The 19,720-nt window shown below is 63.5% G+C and carries 17 protein-coding genes; 8 read left to right on the top strand and 9 right to left on the bottom strand.

Going from position 1 to position 19,720, the window contains the following annotated elements:
• Position 1: 1 nt before the first annotated feature.
• Both ACSQ3L_RS00770 and ACSQ3L_RS00765 read right to left on the bottom strand, forming a co-directional pair.
• Positions 2-2,455, bottom strand: coding sequence for a GcvT family protein (locus ACSQ3L_RS00770; protein WP_436158199.1), 2,454 nt, complete (start codon positions 2,453-2,455; stop codon positions 2-4).
• Positions 2,452-3,339 carry a phosphotransferase gene (locus ACSQ3L_RS00765; protein ID WP_436158198.1) on the bottom strand — a complete coding sequence of 296 codons (888 nt, stop codon included), beginning with the start codon at positions 3,337-3,339 and terminating at the stop codon, positions 2,452-2,454. Before ACSQ3L_RS00765 ends, ACSQ3L_RS00770 begins: the two co-directional genes overlap by 4 nt.
• Before the next feature lie 403 nt (positions 3,340-3,742).
• Here ACSQ3L_RS00765 and ACSQ3L_RS00760 point away from each other — a divergent pair, with 403 nt between their 5' ends.
• The 8 genes from ACSQ3L_RS00760 (at position 3,743) to ACSQ3L_RS00725 (ending at position 12,536) form a co-directional block, all read left to right on the top strand.
• The gene (locus ACSQ3L_RS00760; protein WP_436158197.1) at positions 3,743-4,519 is read left to right on the top strand and encodes a DeoR/GlpR family DNA-binding transcription regulator; all 777 of its coding nucleotides are present in this window, start codon (positions 3,743-3,745) and stop codon (positions 4,517-4,519) included.
• A 302-nt stretch (positions 4,520-4,821) separates the two neighbouring features.
• Positions 4,822-5,478, top strand: a complete 657-nt coding sequence (locus tag ACSQ3L_RS00755) for a DedA family protein (RefSeq protein ID WP_436158196.1) — start codon at positions 4,822-4,824, stop codon at positions 5,476-5,478.
• A 75-nt stretch (positions 5,479-5,553) separates the two neighbouring features.
• Entirely contained in the window at positions 5,554-6,465 is a 912-nt protein-coding gene (locus tag ACSQ3L_RS00750; protein ID WP_436158195.1) for a LysR substrate-binding domain-containing protein, read from the top strand.
• A 220-nt stretch (positions 6,466-6,685) separates the two neighbouring features.
• Complete coding sequence (locus tag ACSQ3L_RS00745; RefSeq protein WP_436158194.1) at positions 6,686-7,840, top strand: ABC transporter substrate-binding protein; 1,155 nt, start codon at positions 6,686-6,688, stop codon at positions 7,838-7,840.
• A gap of 171 nt (positions 7,841-8,011) precedes the next feature.
• Positions 8,012-9,010 carry an ABC transporter ATP-binding protein gene (locus ACSQ3L_RS00740; RefSeq protein ID WP_436158193.1) on the top strand — a complete coding sequence of 333 codons (999 nt, stop codon included), beginning with the start codon at positions 8,012-8,014 and terminating at the stop codon, positions 9,008-9,010.
• A 223-nt stretch (positions 9,011-9,233) separates the two neighbouring features.
• Positions 9,234-10,199 carry an ABC transporter permease gene (locus ACSQ3L_RS00735; protein ID WP_436158192.1) on the top strand — a complete coding sequence of 322 codons (966 nt, stop codon included), beginning with the start codon at positions 9,234-9,236 and terminating at the stop codon, positions 10,197-10,199.
• Positions 10,189-11,004, top strand: coding sequence for an ABC transporter permease (locus tag ACSQ3L_RS00730; protein ID WP_436158191.1), 816 nt, complete (start codon positions 10,189-10,191; stop codon positions 11,002-11,004). The genes ACSQ3L_RS00735 and ACSQ3L_RS00730 overlap by 11 nt, the downstream gene beginning before the upstream one ends.
• A gap of 104 nt (positions 11,005-11,108) precedes the next feature.
• Positions 11,109-12,536, top strand: coding sequence for a gamma-aminobutyraldehyde dehydrogenase (locus tag ACSQ3L_RS00725; protein ID WP_436158190.1), 1,428 nt, complete (start codon positions 11,109-11,111; stop codon positions 12,534-12,536).
• Positions 12,537-12,725: 189 nt separating this feature from the next.
• Here ACSQ3L_RS00725 and ACSQ3L_RS00720 read toward each other — a convergent pair whose 3' ends face one another.
• The 7 genes from ACSQ3L_RS00720 to ACSQ3L_RS00690 form a co-directional block, all read right to left on the bottom strand.
• Positions 12,726-13,040 carry a hypothetical protein gene (locus ACSQ3L_RS00720; RefSeq protein WP_436158189.1) on the bottom strand — a complete coding sequence of 105 codons (315 nt, stop codon included), beginning with the start codon at positions 13,038-13,040 and terminating at the stop codon, positions 12,726-12,728.
• 55 nt (positions 13,041-13,095) lie between these two features.
• Entirely contained in the window at positions 13,096-13,311 is a 216-nt protein-coding gene (locus ACSQ3L_RS00715) for a hypothetical protein (RefSeq protein WP_436158188.1), read from the bottom strand.
• Positions 13,312-13,423: 112 nt separating this feature from the next.
• Positions 13,424-13,735: a formate dehydrogenase subunit delta gene (locus tag ACSQ3L_RS00710; protein WP_436158187.1), complete on the bottom strand. Its 312-nt coding sequence runs from the start codon at positions 13,733-13,735 to the stop codon at positions 13,424-13,426.
• Positions 13,725-14,555, bottom strand: coding sequence for a formate dehydrogenase accessory sulfurtransferase FdhD (gene fdhD / locus ACSQ3L_RS00705; protein WP_436158186.1), 831 nt, complete (start codon positions 14,553-14,555; stop codon positions 13,725-13,727). The genes ACSQ3L_RS00710 and fdhD overlap by 11 nt, the downstream gene beginning before the upstream one ends.
• Positions 14,556-14,737: 182 nt before the next feature.
• Positions 14,738-17,650, bottom strand: coding sequence for a formate dehydrogenase subunit alpha (fdhF, locus tag ACSQ3L_RS00700; protein ID WP_436158185.1), 2,913 nt, complete (start codon positions 17,648-17,650; stop codon positions 14,738-14,740).
• 10 nt (positions 17,651-17,660) lie between these two features.
• Positions 17,661-19,217: a formate dehydrogenase beta subunit gene (locus ACSQ3L_RS00695; protein ID WP_436158184.1), complete on the bottom strand. Its 1,557-nt coding sequence runs from the start codon at positions 19,215-19,217 to the stop codon at positions 17,661-17,663.
• On the bottom strand, positions 19,214-19,693 hold the full coding sequence (locus ACSQ3L_RS00690; RefSeq protein WP_436158183.1) for a formate dehydrogenase subunit gamma: 480 nt from the start codon (positions 19,691-19,693) through the stop codon (positions 19,214-19,216). Before ACSQ3L_RS00690 ends, ACSQ3L_RS00695 begins: the two co-directional genes overlap by 4 nt.
• Between the last annotated feature and the right edge of the window lie 27 nt (positions 19,694-19,720).

The raw sequence follows: 19,720 nt of genomic DNA, 5'->3' as shown, positions 1-19,720 counted from the left end.
TCTACGCTTTGACTCTGGCGCCTGCCGGGTCGTACATCGGCTCCAGATGGATTTTCGCTGGTGTCCTCTCCATCGCGACCACCAGTTCATAGTCGCCCGAGGCGAGGAGATCGTCGCTCACCCCATCGGCGTTGCGCACATAGCCATAGCCGATATTCTTGCCCAGCGTGTAGCCGTAGCCGCCGCTAGTGAGATAACCGACGGGCTCGCCATTGCGCAGGATCGTCTCGCGGCCGAGCAGAACGATCTCGCAATCATCGACTGTGAAGCCGGCAAAGCGTTTCTTCTGCGCTGTGCCGCTGGTCTTCTCGATCGCGCGCCGTCCGAGGAAATCCGTGTTCTTGCGCAGCTTGACCGCCCAGCCGAGCCCGGCCTCCTGCGGCGTGTCGTTGGGGGTAATGTCGGAGCCCCAGGCGCGATAGCCTTTTTCCAGCCGCAGCGATTCCAGCGCCCGATAGCCGACCGGGCGAATGTCATGCTCCTTGCCCGCCGCCATCAGCGCGTCGAAGACTTCGCCAGTGGCCGCGATCGGCACATGCAGTTCCCAGCCGAGTTCGCCGACATAGGTGACCCGCAGCGCCCGAACCGTGTGGCCGGCGATGGCAATCTCGCGCACATGGCCGAACGGAAAGCCGGCATTCGACACGTCCGCATCCGTCACGCCGGCCAGCACATCGCGCGCGCGCGGCCCCATGAGCGACAGCGTGCCGAAATCCTCGGTGACATCGACAAGCCTGGTATCGAGTCCTTCGCCGACATGGTCGCTGATCCATGAAAAATCATGTGTGCGGAAGCCGGTGCCGGTAACGATGTAGAACTTCTCCTCACCCAGCCGCGCCACGGTGAGATCCGCCTCGATGCCGCCGCGCGTGTTGAGAAGCTGGGTGTAGGTCAGCCGGCCGACCGCCTTGCTGACGTCGTTGGCGCAGATCCAGTCCAGCGCCTTCAGCGCATCCGGCCCGGTCAGCTCGTATTTGGCGAAAGACGATTGATCGAAGATGCCGACATGCTCGCGCACATGCCGGTGTTCGTCGCCGACCGCCGCGAACCAGTTCTGCCGCCCCATCGAATAGATGTCCCGTGGTTCGACCCCCTCGGGCGCGAACCAGTTCGGCCGCTCCCAGCCGAGCTTCGAGCCGAACACGGCGCGCTGCTGTTTCAGCCTCTCGTAGAGCGGCGAGACGATGCGAGGCCGCCCGCTGGCATACTCTTCGTGCGGAAAGCCGATCGTATAGTGCTTGCCGTAGGCCTCCAGCGTGCGGTCGCAGACCCATTGCCGGTCGCTATGCAAATTGGAAAAGCGCCTGATGTCGACCACCCACAGGTCGAGCGGCGCTTCGCCGTCGACCACCCACTGCGCCAGCACCCAGCCGGCGCCGCCGCCCGAGGCGATACCGAAGGCGTTGAAGCCGGCGCCGACGAACATGTTGGCGCATTCGGGCGCCGTGCCGAGGATGAAATTGCCGTCCGGCGTAAAGCTCTCCGGCCCGTTGATCATCTGCTTGACGCCGACGGTTTCGAGCGCCGGCACGCGTGCTATCGCCTGCATCATGTGCTGCTCGAAATGGTCGTAGTCGTCGTCGAACAGCCGGAACTCCCAGTCGTCAGGCACATCGCCCCCGGGAAGATGGGTCGTCCAGGCCTGTGGGTTCGGTTCGTAGCCGCCCATCACCAACCCGCCGACCTCTTCCTTGAAATAGGTGCGCCGGTCCGGGTCGCGGATGGTCGGCGCGTCGGTCGCCAGCCCGTCGACCTTCTCTGTGATGATGTACTGGTGCTTCACCGGCTGCAGCGGCACATTGATACCGGCCATGGCCCCGACCTGCCGCGCCCACTGCCCGGCGCAGTTGACCACCTTGTCGCAAGCGATGTCGCCCTTGCTGGTCTTCACCGCCGTGATGCGGCCGTCCTTCATCTCGAAGCCGGTGACGCGCACATCCTCGAACAGTCTGGCGCCATGCATGCGCGCGCCCTTGGCCAATGACTGCGTGATGTCGGAGGGGCTCGCCTGGCCGTCGGTCGGCAGCCAGGAGGCGCCGACGAGGTCGCCGGTCTCCAGCAGCGGCCACATCGCCTTGACCTCCGCCGGCGACAGCAACTGCATGTCCATGCCGAAGCTTTTCGCCGTCGTCGCCAGCCTTTTGTACTCTGTCCAGCGGTCGGCATTGGTGGCGAGCCTGAGGCAGCCGGTCATCTTCCAGCCGGTGGCAAGGCCGGTCTCGGCCTCCAGCCCCTTGTAGAGGTCGACGGAGTATTTCAGCACGCGGGTGATCGAAGCCGACGAGCGCAGCTGGCCGACAAGGCCGGCGGCATGCCAGGTCGAGCCCGAGGTCAGCTTGCCTTGTTCGAGCAGAACGACATCGGCCTTGTGGTCGCGTGCCAGATGATAGGCCGTCGAACAGCCGATGATGCCGCCGCCGATGACGACGATGGCGGCCTGGCTAGGCAATGTCATGATTTCTGTATCCCGTATTTTGTCCGGTAGTTTTCCAGCGCAGCGTCGAGCCGCGTCAGGTTTTCTTCGGTGTAGGCGACGTAGTCGATGCCGGGCGCGTCGAGATAGAGTTCGGACACCATGCTCCACATCGCCTCGCGCAGCAGCGAGGCGCATTGCATGGCCGCGTGCGAGCGGCGGATCGCATCGTCCGGCTCCTTCATGAAATAGGCGGTCAGGAAGGCGAAGGATTCCTCGTCGCTCATGCCGGCGTTGGAGGCGACGCCGGCAAGGTCGAACATCGCCGTGTTGAAGCCGGCATATTCGAAGTCGATCAGCCACAGCCTGTTGCCGTCGTCGAGAATGTTAGCCGGCAATAGATCATTGTGGCCAAAGACGATAGGCAGCAGTTTCTGCGCGCGCTCCAGCTCGTCGGCCAGCGTCAGCAGGCGCGGCAAGTCGTTGCGCTTGCGGCTGCCGCCCTCTTCAAGCGTGCGCGCATAGTCGCGAATGACATGGAACACCCAGAACATGAAGCCGGCGCCGGAGACGTGACTGGGCATCTCCCGATGGAAGGCGCGCATCAGGGCCGCGACGCGGCCGAGATTGGCGCGCACGTCCTCGGCGAGATAGGTCTTGGCGCCAAGGAACTCCGTCACCAGGATGCCCGGTTCGGCATGGAGGACGGCTGGCGCAAAACCGGCGGCATGCGCCGCCCGCGCGGTCATCACCTCGCGCTCGCGAAAGACATGGTGGAACGGATAGTCCTTGCCGAAGCGCACGACATGCCTTCCGGCGGCGTCCTTGACCACATAGTTGGCGTTGCTGAGACCACCCGGCAGCGGCGCAATCTCGATGCCGCCGGTCCAGCAGGGCAGGGCGCGGATGCGATCCTCGGCGGTCATGGAATCATCCCTGGTTTGCTGGACTTCGACAAGGCGCCATGAATAACGCGATGACAGCGGGGAGAACGCAAAAAATCTCGTCGGTGCGGGATGCCAGGATCGGTATCCCGCACCGCACCGACGAGCCCCTTGGCCAGGTTTTGGATCCCCGGCATCCGCCCCCGCGGATCTGAAAATTCCTTGCACCAGACACGGTCAAAACTGCCTGGTCAGTGAGTTGCGGCTCTGCGCTCCTAATGGCTGCTCCAACCCTGTCACGCTTTGGATTTCACGCCAGGGTTGCCCGGTTGTCAACAAAAAGCTGTGACTTTTTTTGGGTATTTTGCCCGAAAACACGGGTAATTCCTTTAAAAGCGTGTGAATTACCTTAGAATCGGTCAAAGCGTTATCTCCGGGGAGCCAGATGGCCCAGTCTAAACGACACGGCGAGATCCTGCGGCTAGTGCAGGAAGAGGGGACCGTCACCATCGCCAGTCTGGCCGACCGGCTCGGCGTGTCGCTCGAGACCGTGCGCCGCGACGTCAAGCCGCTCACCGGCGATGGTTCCGTCCTCAAGATGCATGGCGCGATCGGCCTGCCGTCGATGATCGGCGAAGCGCCGTTCGAACGGCGCATGCGTGAGAATGCCGACGCCAAGCGCGTCATTGCCCGCATGGTCGCCGCCACCATACGCGACGGTGAATCGATCATGCTCGACACCGGCACGACGACCTCGTTCCTTGCCCGTGAACTGCTCGGCCACCGGCGCCTGACGGTCGTCACCAACTCGTCGGATATCGCCCGCACGCTGGCAACCATCAACGGCAACAAAGTCTATATGGCCGGCGGCGAGCTGCGCAGCGATTCCGGCGCTGCCTTCGGCGCCTCGGCCATCGACTTCGTCAGCCGCTTCTCGGTCAGCCACGCCATCATCTCCACCGGCGCCATCGATGCGGTGATGGGTGTCATGGACTATGATCTGGAAGAGGCCGAGTTTGCCCGCATGGTGCTGTCGCGCGGCCAGCGTTCTCTCGTCATCACCGATCACTCGAAGTTCGGCCGCCTTGGTCTGGTCCAGGTCTGCGGCTTCGACAGTTTCTCCGAACTCGCCACCGACCGCTCGCCGCCGCACGACATCGCCGCCGCTCTTGCCCAGGCTGGTGCACGGCTCAGCATCGCCGGCGAGGAAGCCGGGTTCTGAACCAAACACGAGCGGCCGGGCGCAGGCGCCCGCGAAGGTGCCACCCGTACGATATGTGGCGGATGTCGAATACGCTTCGTCCTCGCCGAGGCGTAATGTCCACGCAATCCATTCGCGGCAAACAGAACCAGTCGGTGCGCGATTCGCCTCGCATGCCGGCGTCAAGGCGTCGGACCCGACATATGCAACAGATTTCGGGTCCGACGCTGACAGCAGCAAGTGCCGCGCCGCCCGATCGAAGCCTTGGATCCAGGATGAGGTTGCCTGCAAATGATGCTTTGCTTTTTCTCAAGGGATGAACCGTGGCGCCGTTCGGGGTTGGCCTCATCATGGCGTTTCGCGTGACAGGCCCGCTGGCGACAATCCTCGGCTTCGGTCTGTTGGGCGTCTTCTGCCTTGCCTTCACCGAAAAGATCCTGCCAATCCCGCCCTCGCACGTGCTGCTGCTGTTCCTCGGCATGACCGCGGTACCGAATGCTACGGCATTGCTGATCCTGCTCCTGGTGACGACGCTTGCCGCCACCTCCGGCTGTCTTGTCTGGTATACGGTGGGCCGGCGGATTGGACCTGATCGTGCCGACAGGCTGATCGAACGTTTCGGCAGATATGTCTGCCTGCGCCACGCGACCTATCACAAGCTCGGCCAGGCCTATCGTCGCCATCACGTCCGGGTGTCGCTGCTGGCGCAGTTCATCCCGACGGTGCGCAATTACCTGCCGATTGCGGCCGGCGCGCTCTGTCTTCCTGCCTTGCCTTTCGCCGCGGCGACACTGGTCGGCGCCACGCTCTGGAACACCGGCTTTCTGGTCACCGGCTATCTGATGCGTGGCAGCGGCCGGGACTCGTTCACGGTGGGTTTGCACATCATTGTCATCGTCGTGGCTCTGGAGGCTGCATTCATGCTTGCGCTGCGCTATGGCCCCGCATGCTGGCGGCGCATCAAGCTGCTGTTCGGCTGAGCGCCGGTTCTGCGGTCATGGGATAAGCTCTGCGGCCGGCTTTCCTTCGCTTCCGCGCCGGTGTTTAGTTCGGCTATGGCCTTCACCATCCGCCAGTTGCAGTTCTTCATCGCCGTGGCCGAGCAAGGCACGGTGTCGGGCGCGGCGCAAAATCTCTCCATTTCGCAATCGTCGGTCACCGAGGCGATCAAGGAACTTGAAAGCGATCTCGGCGTCGAACTGTTCGAACGCCATCCGCGCGGGTTGAACATCACCCATAAGGGCCACCAGTTCCTCCGCCATGCGACGAAAATCCTTGCCGACGTTTCCGATGCACGCCGCTCTTTCTCCGGCGAACAGGCGGTGGTGGGTGGCCGGCTGCAACTCGGCGTCACCTCGCTGGTCGCCGGCTATGTGCTGTCGGATCTGCTTGCCCGTTACCGCCGCGCCTATCCCGGCGTCGAGGTCTCGGCCATCGAGGACAATGGCGACTACCTCGAACATCTCTTGATCGGCGGCAAGCTCGACATTGCCGTCATGGTCACCTCCAATCTGCGCGATCGCACCGCGTTGCAGTCGGAAATCCTCGAAGTCTCGGCCTACCGGCTGTGGCTGCCGCTCGGCCATCCGCTCGTCGGCGCCGACATCATCAGCATTGGCGACATTGCCTCCGAAACGCTGATCATGCTGACCGTCGACGAGATCGAGGAAAACACCGGCAAGCTGCTGACGGCAATCGGCGCCAGGCCGCATGTCGCCTTCCGCACCCGTTCCGTGGAGGCCGTGCGCAGTCTGGTCGCCACCGGCGCCGGCGTGGCGCTGCTGCCCGATCTCGTCTACCGACCCTGGTCACTGGAAGGCGACCGCATCGAGTCGCGCGATATTTCCGGCTCCTTGCCGGTGGTGCAGGTCGGCATGGTCTGGCGGCGCGGCTCCGGCCTGCCGCAGGCGGCGCGCGATTTCATCGGCCTTGCCCAGTCGCAGCGGACGGTCCGTCAGCGTCCTTGAGAAGTCGATAGTCGATCCATCGGAAAAACCGATATCGCCCTTCTGATAAATGAATTTGCGAAACCGGAATTTTCCAAGCACTTTTCGGTTCAGGGACCAAAGCCGCCATCAGAGCGACATCAAGCCCAACGGACGAACTGACAGTTTTCAGTCCGCGCGTGACCCCGGCGAAGGCCGAAACCGGCTTTCGGGGGTCAGGCGCCTAAATGGGAGATCGACAATGAATTCATTCCTGAAGTCATGCACTGCACTGACGGTCGCGCTGACCTTCTCCGGTCAGGCCGTCGCCCAGGTCAAGGAACTGGGCAAGGGCGAAGGCCAGGTCAACATCGTGGCCTGGCCGGGCTACATCGAGCGCGGCGAAACCGACAAGGGCTATGACTGGGTGACCTCCTTCGAGAAGGAGACCGGCTGCAAGGTCAACGTCAAGACCGCCAACACCTCCGACGAGATGGTCTCGCTGATGAATGAGGGCGGCTTCGACCTCGTCACCGCTTCAGGCGATGCCTCGCTGCGCCTCGTCGCCGGCAAGCGCGTGCAGCCGATCAACACCGATCTCATCCCGAGCTGGAAGACGGTCGACGAGCGCCTCAAGGATGCACCGTGGTTCACCGTTGGCGGCGCCCATTACGGCGTTCCCTACCAGTGGGGTCCCAACGTCCTGATGTACAATACAGACGTGTTCAAGGAGGCTCCCAAGAGCTGGAACGTTGTCTTCGAGGAAATGAAGCTGCCGGACGACAAGTCCAACAAGGGCCGCGTCCAGGCCTATGACGGACCGATCCACATTGCCGACGCCGCCAACTATCTGATGTTCCACAAGCCGGAACTCGGCATCAAGGATCCCTACGAACTGAACGAGGACCAGTACAAGGCGGCGCTCGAATTGCTGCGCGTCCAGCGCACGCTGGTTGGCCGCTACTGGCATGACGCCGCCATCCAGGTCGACGATTTCCAGAATGAAGGCGTCGTCGCTTCCGGTTCGTGGCCGTATCAGGTCAACACGCTGGTCGCCGCCAAGAAGCCGGTCGCTTCCACCATTCCGGAGGAGGGCGCCACCGGTTGGGCCGACACCACGATGATGGAAGCCGACTCGGCCAACCCCAACTGCGCCTATATGTGGATGGAACATTCGCTGTCGCCGAAGGTGCAGGGCGATGTCTCGGCATGGTTCGGTTCGCTGCCGGTCGTGCCCGCCGCCTGCAAGGGCAACGAGTTGCTGACCGACGAAGGCTGCAAGACCAACGGCTATGAGAACTTCGACAAGATCAAGTTCTGGAAGACGCCGGTGTCGAAATGCGCCACCCAGAACGACCAGTGCGTGCCCTACTACCGCTGGGTGTCGGACTATATCGGCGTCATCGGCGGACGGTGATTTCCCTTACCTTCCCCCTTGTGAGGAGGGTCGACGCGTAGCGTCGGGGTGGGGGCTGCTCGGCGTTTTTCGAGGCACCCCTACCCCACGGCTTCGCCGCACCTCCCCACAAGGAGGAGGTAGGACGTCGCGCGATATCAACACAGCAAACCGGCAACGGACTGACAGCCCATGACCTCCGCCGTCTCCTTCCAGAAAGCCTCGCGCCATTTCGGCAGCGTGCGCGCTGTCGACGCGGTCGATCTTGACATCGCGCCGGGCGAGTTCTTCGCCATGCTCGGGCCGTCCGGTTCCGGCAAGACGACCTGCCTGCGCCTTATCGCCGGCTTCGAGCAGCCGACATCGGGCTCGATCTCGATCTTCGGCGAACGCGCCGAGGGCGTTCCGCCCTATCGCCGCAACGTCAACACCGTGTTCCAGGACTATGCGCTGTTCCCGCATCTGAACGTGCTCGACAACGTCGCCTATGGGCTGATGGTCAAGGGCGTCGGCAAGGCTCAGCGGCACAAGGCGGCGGAAGAGGCGCTGGCGCTGGTGCGGCTGCCCGGCTATGGCGCCCGCCACCCCGGCCAGCTTTCCGGCGGCCAGCGCCAGCGCGTCGCGCTCGCCCGTGCGCTGGTCAACCAGCCCAAGGTGCTGTTGCTCGACGAGCCGCTCGGCGCGCTCGACCTCAAATTGCGCGAGAACATGCAGGAGGAGCTGAAGTCGCTGCAGAAGGCGCTCGGCATCACCTTCGTCTTCGTCACCCACGATCAAGGCGAAGCGCTGTCGATGGCTGATCGCGTCGCCGTCTTCAACGACGGCAAGATCATGCAGATCGGTACGCCCGAGGATATCTATCAGCGGCCGAAGACCCGCTTCGTCGCCGACTTCGTCGGCTCCTCAAACGTGCTGCCGCCGGATTTCGTCCAGCGCTATTCCGGCCAGCATCGCTGGGGGAGTCTCCGTCCTGAGTCCATCCGCGTCGGTCGCGCGGCCAGCGGCGAAGGCGTTGCCGCTCGCCTCGTCTCGACCAACTATCTCGGCGCTACCACCAAGCTGGCGCTCGACGCCGACGGGCTGCGGCTGCACGCCATCGTGCCGGCCGGCACCGCCTTGCCTGGCGAAGGCGAGGCGGTCGTGCTTACGTTTAATCGCGAGCATCTGCATCTGATGGACGAGCCGGCATGAGTAAGGTTTGCACAAAGCACCCCCCTCTGTCCTGCCGGACATCTCCCCCTCGAGTGGGGAGATTGGCTGTCCTTTCTGGTTTCGCCAATCTCCAACGCGGCAGAATTGGCGCGGCCGAGAAACCGGCGATCTCCCCCCTGGAGGGGGAGATGTCCGGCAGGACAGAGGGGGGCGCCACGGAACGCAGCCTCCCCTATTTGCTCCGCCAACACAGAGCGATCCCATGACATCAGCCGCCCTCAACGCCAATCCCGCCCCCGCCATCCTGCCGGGTAGCGGCGGCTTGCGCGGTGCGCTGTCGGACCTTTTCTGGCGCAAGCCGAAGGTCCTGCTGTTGCTCATGCTGCTGCCGCCGGTTCTGTGGCTGGGCATCGTCTATATCGGCTCGCTGTTTGCGCTTCTGGCGCAGAGTTTTTTCTCCATCGACGAGTTCTCCGGCCTTATCAACCGCGAGTTCACGCTGAAGACCTATGGCGACCTGTTGCAGGCCGCCAATCTCGACATCATCCTGCGCACGGTGACGATGGCGGCTCTGGTCACGCTGGCCTCGGCGGTCATCGCCTTCCCGATCGCCTATTATGCGGCGCGCTATGCGCGCGGCCGCTGGAAGGCGCTGTTCTATCTCGGCATCATGCTGCCGCTATGGTCGAGCTATCTCGTCAAGATCTACGCCTGGAAGCTGATCTTGGCCAAGGAAGGCATCCTCACCTGGCTGCTCGCCAAGCTGCATCTGCTGTGGGTGCTCGATGCCTGGCTGTCGCTGCCGGTCGTCGGCGGTAATTCGCTGTCGGTATCATTCACCGGCACCTTCATCGTCTTCGTCTATGTCTGGCTGCCGTTCATGATCCTCCCCGTTCAGGCGGCACTCGAGCGCGTGCCCGGCAATCTCGTCGAGGCCTCGTCCGATTTGGGGGCTTCGCCCGGCCAGACCTTCCGCAATGTGCTGTTCCCGCTGGCGCTGCCGGGCATCGTCGCCGGTTCGATCTTCACCTTCTCGCTGACGCTCGGCGACTACATCATCCCGCAGATCATCGGCACCTCGCGGCTGTTCATCGGCCAGGCCGTCTATTCGCAGCAAGGCACCGCCGGCAACATCCCGCTCGCCGCCGCCTTCACCGTGGTGCCGATCGTCATCATGGGCTTCTACCTCTGGGGCGCCAAGCGCATGGGGGCCTTCGATGCGCTCTGATGGTTCCCAGTCGGCTCCGCTCGGCCTGAAGATATCAGCCGCCTGCGGCCTGCTGTTCCTGCATTTGCCGATCCTGCTGATCTTCGTTTATGCCTTCACCACCGAGGAGAAGAGCTTTGTCTGGCCGCCGCCCGGCCTGACGACGCAATGGTTCGCCGTTACCTGGAACCGGCCGGACGTCTGGCAGGCGCTGTCGCTGTCGGTCAGGGTTGCCGCCATCTCGACCGCGATTGCGCTCGTTCTCGGCACACTTTGTTCGGCGGCGGTGTCGCGGACAAAATTCTTCGGCCGCGAGACCATCTCGCTGCTGGTCATCCTGCCGATCGCGCTGCCCGGCATCATCACCGGCATCGCGCTGCGCTCGGCCTTTTCGCTGGCCGACATTCCGTTCTCGTTCTGGACGATCGTGCTCGGCCACGCCACCTTCTGCGTCGTTGTCGTCTACAACAATGCCGTCGCCCGCTTTCGCCGCACCTCCGGATCGATGATCGAGGCATCGATGGATCTCGGCGCCGACGGTTTTCAGACCTTTCGCCATGTCGTGCTGCCCAACATCGCCACGGCTTTGCTTGCCGGCGGCATGCTGGCCTTCGCGCTGTCCTTCGACGAGGTCATCGTCACCACCTTCACCGCCGGCCAGCAGCAGACGCTGCCGATCTGGATGCTGGAAGAGCTGATCCGTCCGCGCCAGCGCCCGGTCACCAATGTCGTCGCCATGGTCGTGGTGCTGGTGACGCTGCTGCCCATCCTTGCCGCCTATTACCTCACCCGCGACGGCGACCAGATCGCTGGAAGCGGGAAATGAAAAACAGCGAGTAGGGAGTAGCGAATAGCGAATAGGGAAGATCGACAGTCAAACCCTACTCGCTATTCGCTACTCGCTACTCGCTCCTGTTAAGGGAGAACCCAATGGACACCCAGATGCTGATCGGCTCGAAATTCGAGAAGGGCACCGAAACCGAGGAGCCGATCCTCAATCCAAAGACCGGGGCGACCATCCTCAACCTGCCCGAGGCCAGCCAGGCGCAGATAGAGGCGGCTGTCACTGCCGCCGAACAAGCGTTCGTCTTATGGTCGCGCACCACGCCGGCGCAGCGCTCGGGCTATCTCCTGAAGATCGCCGACCGCATCGAGGCCGCGGCACAAGAGTTCGCCACGCTCGAGGCGCTCAACTGCGGCAAGCCGATCAACGCCGTGCTCAATGACGAGATCCCGGCCATCGTCGACTGCTACCGCTTCTTCGCCGGCGCCGTCCGTTCGATGCCGGGCGTCGTCGCTGGCGAATACATTCCCGGCCACACCTCGATGGTCCGCCGCGACGCCATCGGCATCGTCGCTTCCATCGCACCGTGGAACTACCCGCTGATGATGATGGCCTGGAAGCTGGCGCCGGCCATCGCCGGCGGCAACACCGTCGTCTTCAAGCCGTCGGAGCAGACCCCGCTGACGACGCTGAAGCTGGCGAAAATCCTTGCCGAAATCCTGCCGGAGGGCGTGGTCAATGTCGTGCTCGGCCGCGGCGACAGCGTCGGCAACACGCTGATCAATCATCCCAAAGTCAACATGATCTCGATCACCGGCGATGTCGCCACCGGCAAGAAGGTGCTGCAGGCGGCCGCCAAGTCGGTCAAGCGCACGCATCTCGAACTCGGCGGCAAGGCGCCGGTCATCGTCTTCGACGACGCCGATCTCGGCGCCGTGGTCAGCGGTCTGCGCGCCTTCGGCTATTACAATGCCGGCCAGGACTGCACCGCCGCCTGCCGCATCTATGCCGGCAAGAAGATCTACGACAAGCTCGTCGCTGACCTGTCGTCCGCCGTCTCGACCATCAAGTACAACCGTGCCGACGATACCGAAAACGAGATCGGCCCGCTGATTTCGCGCCGCCAGCGCGACCGCGTGTCGAGCTTCGTCGAGCGCGCCTCGGAACTGAAACACATCGAGATCACCACCGGCGGCAAGCCGGGCGAGGGCTCCGGTTTCTACTACCAGCCGACCGTCGTTGCCGGCGCCCTGCAGGAAGACGAGATCGTGCGCCGCGAAGTGTTCGGGCCGGTCGTCTCCATCACCCGTTTTTCGGAAGTCGACGAGGCGGTGAACTGGGCCAATGACAGCGACTATGGCCTAGCGTCATCCGTTTGGACCAAGGACGTTTCGCGCGCCATGGCGACGGCCGCCCGCCTGCAATATGGCTGCACCTGGATCAACACCCATTTCATGCTGACCAACGAGATGCCGCATGGCGGGCTCAAGCAGTCCGGCTATGGCAAGGACATGTCGCTCTATGCGCTGGAAGACTACACCGCCGTGCGCCATGTGATGATTGCGCATGGCTAGCGCATAGTGCGCCGGCCCTTCTCCCCCTGTGGGAGAAGGTGGATCGGCGCGTAGCGCCGAGCCGGATGAGGGGTGTTCCAGCTTGACGCCAGCTTACCCCTCACCCGGATTGCCAACCGATTTGTGAAGGACAAATCGGGGCAATCCGACCTCTCCCACAAGCGGAGAGGTAAGACCGCTGCGCCGCCGCTACTCGACAATGCGATAGATATTCCACAGGCTGGTGCCCGACACGACATAGGGCTCCATCTCCTTGCCCCATTTGGCGTGCGCGTCGATCTTGCCGATCTTGGCAAACATCGCCTCCAACTGGGCCAGGCTTTCGACCTGATGATGCGACTCGACCGTCGCCTCACGCGCGCCGATCGAACCTGTCATGATCTGGAATTGCAGTTCGTCGATGCCGACCTGCGAGCCGATCTCGCGTTCCCATTTCTTCAACAGGTCGAGTACGGTCTGCTTGTGCCCGAACTTGGCGTCGATCTGCCATCTGGCGCTGAACATCGTCTTCTCCTCCAGGTTTGCGGCCCAAGCCGCGGTTGATTCACCGGCTGTTGATCTACTCGTCCAGGCCTGCACGACGATCTGCCTCGTCGACCAGTGGCGCACGACGGCGGCCATCGCCATGGGATCTGCGCGCGACGGCGAGGCAGTGCAGGTCGAGGTTGGAAATGAAGCCCGGCACGAAGACGAGATCGAACGATCTCTGCCCGACCACCTGAAAGGCGATCCGCACATCGCCTCTACGGGCGTATCGGGTCTCGATCGGCCTCACGAGGTTTTTCCGCCCGGCCTGACGATTTCTCGTCGTCGACCATAGCAGAGCAGCGCCGATCCGGCAGCTTAAACTTTAGCGATAGCGAATATAAGCCGGTACGGCCCGGCGGCTATTCCTGCGAGGCGGCGACGTCGGCAGGGGAGGGCTGGAGCCCGAGTTTGCGGTCGGCCTCAGCCGGCGTGATCGGTCGCCTGATCCTGGCGGAGGCGGCCACCACCAATTCGTTGAAGTTCCCGGTGCCATCGTCCAGCATCTCGAAGAACTGCCGCCGCATCCGCGGCTCCCAAAACTTATTGATATGCTCGGCGACGCCGGCAATGCCTTCCTCGCGCGGCTTGGAATGGAAGAAATCGGCGATCTGGTTTGCCATGCGCACCAGCTTCTCGCTGGTGCTCATGATGTGTTCTTCGTCATGCGACATGCTTGGCAACTCCGCAAACCACCCGGTCGGGGTGGGTGAAAATATCAAAATCGTCGCCGCGAACCAGCGCCACCAGCGTCATGCCAGCCTCTTGCGCCGTGCGGATGGCCAGCGCGGTCGGCGCCGAGACGGCGATGATGCAAGCGGAGCCGATGGCCGCCGTCTTCTGCACCATCTCGACCGACACCCGCGATGTCACCACGACGGCACCGGATGCGCCATCGATGCCGGCTCTGGCCAGCGCGCCGGCCAGCTTGTCGAGCGCATTGTGACGGCCGACATCTTCGCGCGCCATGACGATGCCCTTGCCCTGGATATAGAAACCGGCGGCGTGCACGGCTCCGGTCTCGGTGTGCAGCGGCTGCACTTTCGACAAAAGCTTGACCGAACGGACGATGTCGTCGGCATCAAGTGTAAGCTTTGACGCACCAACCGCATCGACCGAGCGCATCGCTTCCTCGATCGATTCGATGCCGCAGAGCCCGCAGCCGACCGGGCCGGCAAGTCGTCTACGCCGTGCTTCGAAGCGCGTGTTGGCGGTGTCCTTCAACCGGATCTGGATGTCGATGCCGGCGCCATGATCCTCGACCTCGATGGTTTCGATCTCCTCAGGCGAGGCGATGATGCCTTCGGTGAGCGAGAATCCAAGCGCGAAGTCCTCGAAGTCGGCCGGGCTCGCCATCATCACGGCGTGCGTGGTGCCGGCAAAAGAGAACGCCACCGGCGTCTCTTCCGGCACCATGCGGTTGGCCGAGGTCGTACCATTGGCGCGGTGGGCGAGGCGGGAGATTTGAGTGATGGCAGGGCGTTTGCGAGTCACGCGGCGCCCCCCTCTGTCCTGCCGGACATCTCCCCCTCAAGGGGGGAGATTGGCAGTTCCGACGATATCGCCCACCTCGCGACGTTGGTGATTGGCGAAAGCCGAACCAGCATCTGATCTCCCCCCTTGAGGGGGAGATGGCCGGCAGGCCAGAGGGGGGCGCCTCGGCACAACACCAAAGACTACTCCGCCGCTTCCAACTTCGCGATGCGACGGCTCTGCTTGGCCTGCTCGTCGTAGTCGCGCTGCCATTCAGACGGCCCGTTGGAGGCGCCGACCTGCACCGCCGTCACCTTGTATTCCGGACAATTGGTCGCCCAGTCGGAGAAGTCGGTGGTGATGACATTGGCCTGCGTGTCGGGATGATGGAACGTCGTGTAGACCACGCCTGGCGACACCCGGTCGGTGATCATAGCGCGCAGCGTCGTTTCGCCCGAGCGGCTGGTCAGCCGCACCCAGTCGCCGTCGTGCAAGCCCCGGTTCTCGGCATCGTGCGGATGGATCTCCAGCCGGTCCTCCGAGTGCCACATGCTGTTGTCGGTGCGCCTGGTCTGCGCGCCGACATTGTACTGAGACAGGATGCGGCCGGTGGTGAGCAGCAGCGGGAAGCGCGGTCCCGTCCTTTCGTCCGTCGCCACATATTCGGTGCGGATGAACTTGCCCTTGCCGCGCACGAACCCGTCGATATGCATGATCGGGGTGCCGAGCGGCGCCTTCTCGTTGCAGGGCCATTGCACGGATCCGACACGGTCGAGCAATCCGAAGGAGACGCCGGCAAAGCTCGGCGTCGTCATCGCGATCTCGTCCATGATCTGCGAGGGATGCTGATAGTTCCAGTCCAGCCCGATGGCGCGGGCAAGCTCCTGCGTCGCCTCCCAATCGGCATAGCGCGCTTTCGGCTCAAGAACCTTGCGCACCATGTTGATGCGGCGCTCTGCGTTGGTGAAGGTGCCGTCCTTCTCCAGGAAGGTCGAGCCCGGCAGGAAGACATGCGCGTAGTTCGCCGTCTCGTTGAGGAAGAGGTCGTGCACGACGACGCATTCCATCGCGGCAAGGCCGGCGGCGACATGCTTGGTGTCTGGATCGGACTGCAGAATGTCCTCGCCCTGGATGTAGATGCCCTTGAAGCTGCCGTCGACGGCGGCATCCAGCATGTTGGGAATGCGCAAGCCGGGTTCGTCGTCCAGCTTCACGCCCCACAGGCTCTCATAGATGTCGCGCACGGCTTCGCCGGAGATGTGGCGATATCCCGGCAGTTCATGCGGGAAGGAGCCCATGTCGCACGAGCCCTGCACGTTGTTCTGGCCACGCAGCGGGTTCACGCCGACGCCGGGCCGGCCGATATTGCCAGTCGCCATGGCGAGATTGGCGATCGCCATCACCGTGGTCGAACCCTGGCTGTGTTCCGTCACGCCCAGACCGTAGTAGATCGCGCCGTTGCCGCCGGTGGCGTAGAGACGCGCGGCACCCCGGATCAGCTCGGGATCGACGCCGGACAATTTGCCGACGGTTTCGGGGCTGTTTTCCGGCAAGGCGACGAACGATGCCCAATCCTGGAACTCGGTCCAGTCGCAGCGTTCGCGGATGAAGGCTTCGTCGAACAGGCCTTCGGTGACGATCACATGCGCCAGCGCCGTCAGCACGGCAACATTGGTGCCGGGCTTCAGCGGCAGGTGATAATCCGCTTCAACATGTGCCGACTTGACCATCTCGGTTTGGCGCGGATCGAGCACGATCAGCTTTGCGCCCTGGCGCAGCCGCTTCTTCAGCCGCGAGGCGAACACCGGATGGGCGGTAGCCGGATTGGCACCGATAATGACGGCGACGTCGGTGTAGTCGACGGAATCGAAATCCTGCGTGCCGGCCGAGGTGCCATAGGTCTGGCCGAGCCCATAGCCCGTCGGCGAGTGGCAGACGCGCGCGCAGGTATCGACATTGTTGTTGCGAAAACCCTGCCGCACCATTTTCTGGACGAGGTAGGTTTCCTCATTGGTGCAGCGCGACGAGGTGATGCCGCCGATCGCGGTGCGTCCGTATTGATACTGGATACGGCGGAATTCCTTCGCCGTATGGGCGATCGCCTCTTCCCAACTCACCTCGCGCCAGGGATCGCTGACCCTTTCGCGGATCATCGGCGACAGGATGCGGTCCTTATGGGTGGCGTAGCCATAGGCGAAACGGCCCTTCACGCAGGAATGGCCGTGGTTCGCCTTGCCCTCCTTGTAGGGCATCATGCGGATGACTTCGTCGCCCTTCACTTCGGCCTTGAACGAGCAGCCGACGCCGCAATAGGCGCAGGTGGTGACGGCCGAGCGTTCCGGCAGGCCCTTGGCCAGCACCGTCTTCTCGCGCAGCGCATCGGTCGGGCAGGCCTGCACGCAGGCGCCGCAGGACACGCATTCCGAATCGATGAACGCCTCGTGCATGCCTGCCGAAACCCTGGATTCGAAACCGCGTCCCTCGATGGTCAGCGCGAAAGTGCCTTGCACCTCCTCGCAGGCCCGCACGCAGCGCGAGCAGACGATGCATTGCGAGGCATCATAGGTGAAATAGGGGTTGGACTCGTCGCGGGCGATGTAATCGACCGTCAGCGAGCCATGGCCGGGCGCCACGCCACCTTCCGGCTTGACGTGGTTGCGGCCCTGGATGCCGTAGCGGTTCTCGGTCAGGCCGATCGACTTAGCCACCGCATCGAACTCGCTGGCGCCGGTCCCTGCCTTTTCGTTCCAGCCGGTCGGATGGTCGGAGACGTAGAGTTCCATGACGCCGCGGCGAATGGCGTCGAGCCGCTCGGTCTGCGTACGCACGATCATGCCTTCGCCGACAGGTGTCGTGCAGGAGGCCGGCGTGCCGCCGCGTCCTTCGATCTCGACAAGGCAGACACGGCACGAACCGAAGGAGTCCAGCATGTCGGTGGCGCAAAGCTTCGGGATCTCGACCCCGCCTTCCATCGCGGCACGCATGATCGAGGTGCCTTCCGGCACGGTGATGCTGCGGCCATCGACGTTCAGCGTGACCTGCTTCTGCGCCTTCGATTGCGGGGTTCCGTAGTCGATCTCTTCGACGAGGGATGGGAAGTCGGCCTTGATGTTCATCTGCCAGCTCCTATTCGGCAGCCACACGCACGGGCGCGGGCTTGAAGTCGTCGGGGAAATGGGTGATCGAACTCATCACAGGGTAAGGCGTGAAGCCGCCCAGTGCGCAGAGCGAACCGAATTTCATCGTGTTGCAGAGGTCGGTGACCAGAGCGAGGTTCTTTTCCGGCTCGATACCCGCGGCGAGTTTGTCGATGGTCTCGACACCACGCGTCGAACCGATGCGGCAGGGCGTGCACTTGCCGCAGCTTTCGATGGCGCAGAACTCCATGGCGAAGCGCGCCTGTTTCAGCATGTCGGCGGTGTCGTCGAACACCACGATGCCGGCATGGCCGATCAGCCCGTCCTTGGCCGCGAAGGCTTCATAATCGAAAGGCGTGTCGAACAGCCCGCGCGGGAAATAGGCGCCGAGCGGCCCGCCGACCTGCACTGCCTTCACCGGCCGGCCGGTAGCCGTGCCGCCGCCGATCTCGTCGACGATCTCGCCCAGCGTCATGCCGAAAGCGGCCTCGAACAGCCCTGCATATTTGACGTTGCCGGCGATCTGGATCGGGATTGTGCCGCGCGAGCGGCCCATGCCGAAATCCTTGTAGAAGGCCGCACCCTTGTCCATGATCACAGGCACCGAGGCCAGCGAGATGACGTTGTTGATCACCGTCGGCTTGCCGAACAGCCCCTTATGCGCCGGCAGCGGCGGCTTCGCCCGCACCATGCCGCGCTTGCCTTCGAGCGAATCGAGCAGCGCGGTCTCCTCGCCGCAGACATAGGCGCCTGCGCCGACCCGGATCTCCATGTCGAAAGCGTGGGGTGAACCCAGCACGCTGGCGCCAAGAACGCCGGCCCTGCGGGCGATCTCGACGGCCTTGTTCATCACCGCCACCGCATGCGGATATTCCGAGCGGACATAGACAAAACCCTTGGTCGCGCCCGTCGCTATACCGGCGATCGTCATGCCTTCGATCAGCACGAAGGGATCGCCCTCCATGATCATGCGGTCGGCGAAGGTGCCTGAATCGCCCTCGTCGGCGTTGCAGACGATGTATTTGCGGTCGCCTGCGGTATCGAGCACCGTCTTCCACTTGATGCCGGTCGGGAAGCCCGCGCCACCGCGCCCGCGCAGTCCCGATTCGGTCACCTGGGCGACAATGGCGGCAGGCGTCAGTCCCAGCGCGTTCGTCAGTCCATTCAACCCGCCATACTTCTTGTAGGAGTCCAGCGAGAGCGGGTCCGTGACGCCGCAGCGCGCGAAAGTCAGCCGCGTCTGCTTGGCCAGGAAGGGGATTTTGTCCGGCGCGCCCAGCCAGCGCTTGTGATGGCCGCCGGTGAGGAAGCCGCCGTCGAACAGGCTTTTGACGTCGGACGGTTTGACCGGCCCATAGGCGACGCGGCCATTGGCTGTCGCAACTTCGACCATTGGTTCGAGGAAATAGGCGCCGCGCGAACCGTTGCGCACGATCTTGGCCTCGATGCCGCGCTCGGCCAATTCGCTTGCGATTGCCTTGGCGACCTTTTCGGCGCCCAGCGCCAGTGCGCCGGAATCGCCGGGAATGTAGATACGCGGGATCATGAGCGCACCTCGGCAACGATCTCGTCGAGCTTCTCGTCATCGAGCCGCCCGATCACCTGGCCATCGAGCATTGCTGCGGGCGAACAGGCGCACAGGCCCAGACAATAGACCGGCTCCAGCGTCACCGAACCGTCGCGGGTCGTCTCATGAAGGCCGATGCCCAGCAACTGCTTCAGCTTGGCGGCGATGGCGTCCGAACCCATCGACTGGCAGGATTCCGCCTGGCAGAGCTTCAGCACATGCCGGCCTGCCGGTTGGCTGCGGTAATCGTGATAGAAACTGACGACGCCGTGTACCTCGGCCCTGGAAATGTTCAGCGCCTCGGCGATGACCGGCAGCGCATCCTTGGGCACATGGCCGAACTCTTCCTGGATGCCATGAAGGATCGGCAGCAACGGGCCTTCGAGGCCTTTCAGCTCCTGGATGATCGCGGCCGTGCGCGATGTGATCTCGGTACTTGCAGGCTGCATTGTCATGCAGCGCCCTCCCTATCATAATCATAG

The organism is Mesorhizobium sp. LjRoot246 (assembly GCF_964254115.1).
Taxonomy (GTDB): Bacteria; Pseudomonadota; Alphaproteobacteria; order Rhizobiales; family Rhizobiaceae; genus Mesorhizobium.
This window is presented reverse-complemented; position numbering and strand designations above follow the sequence as displayed.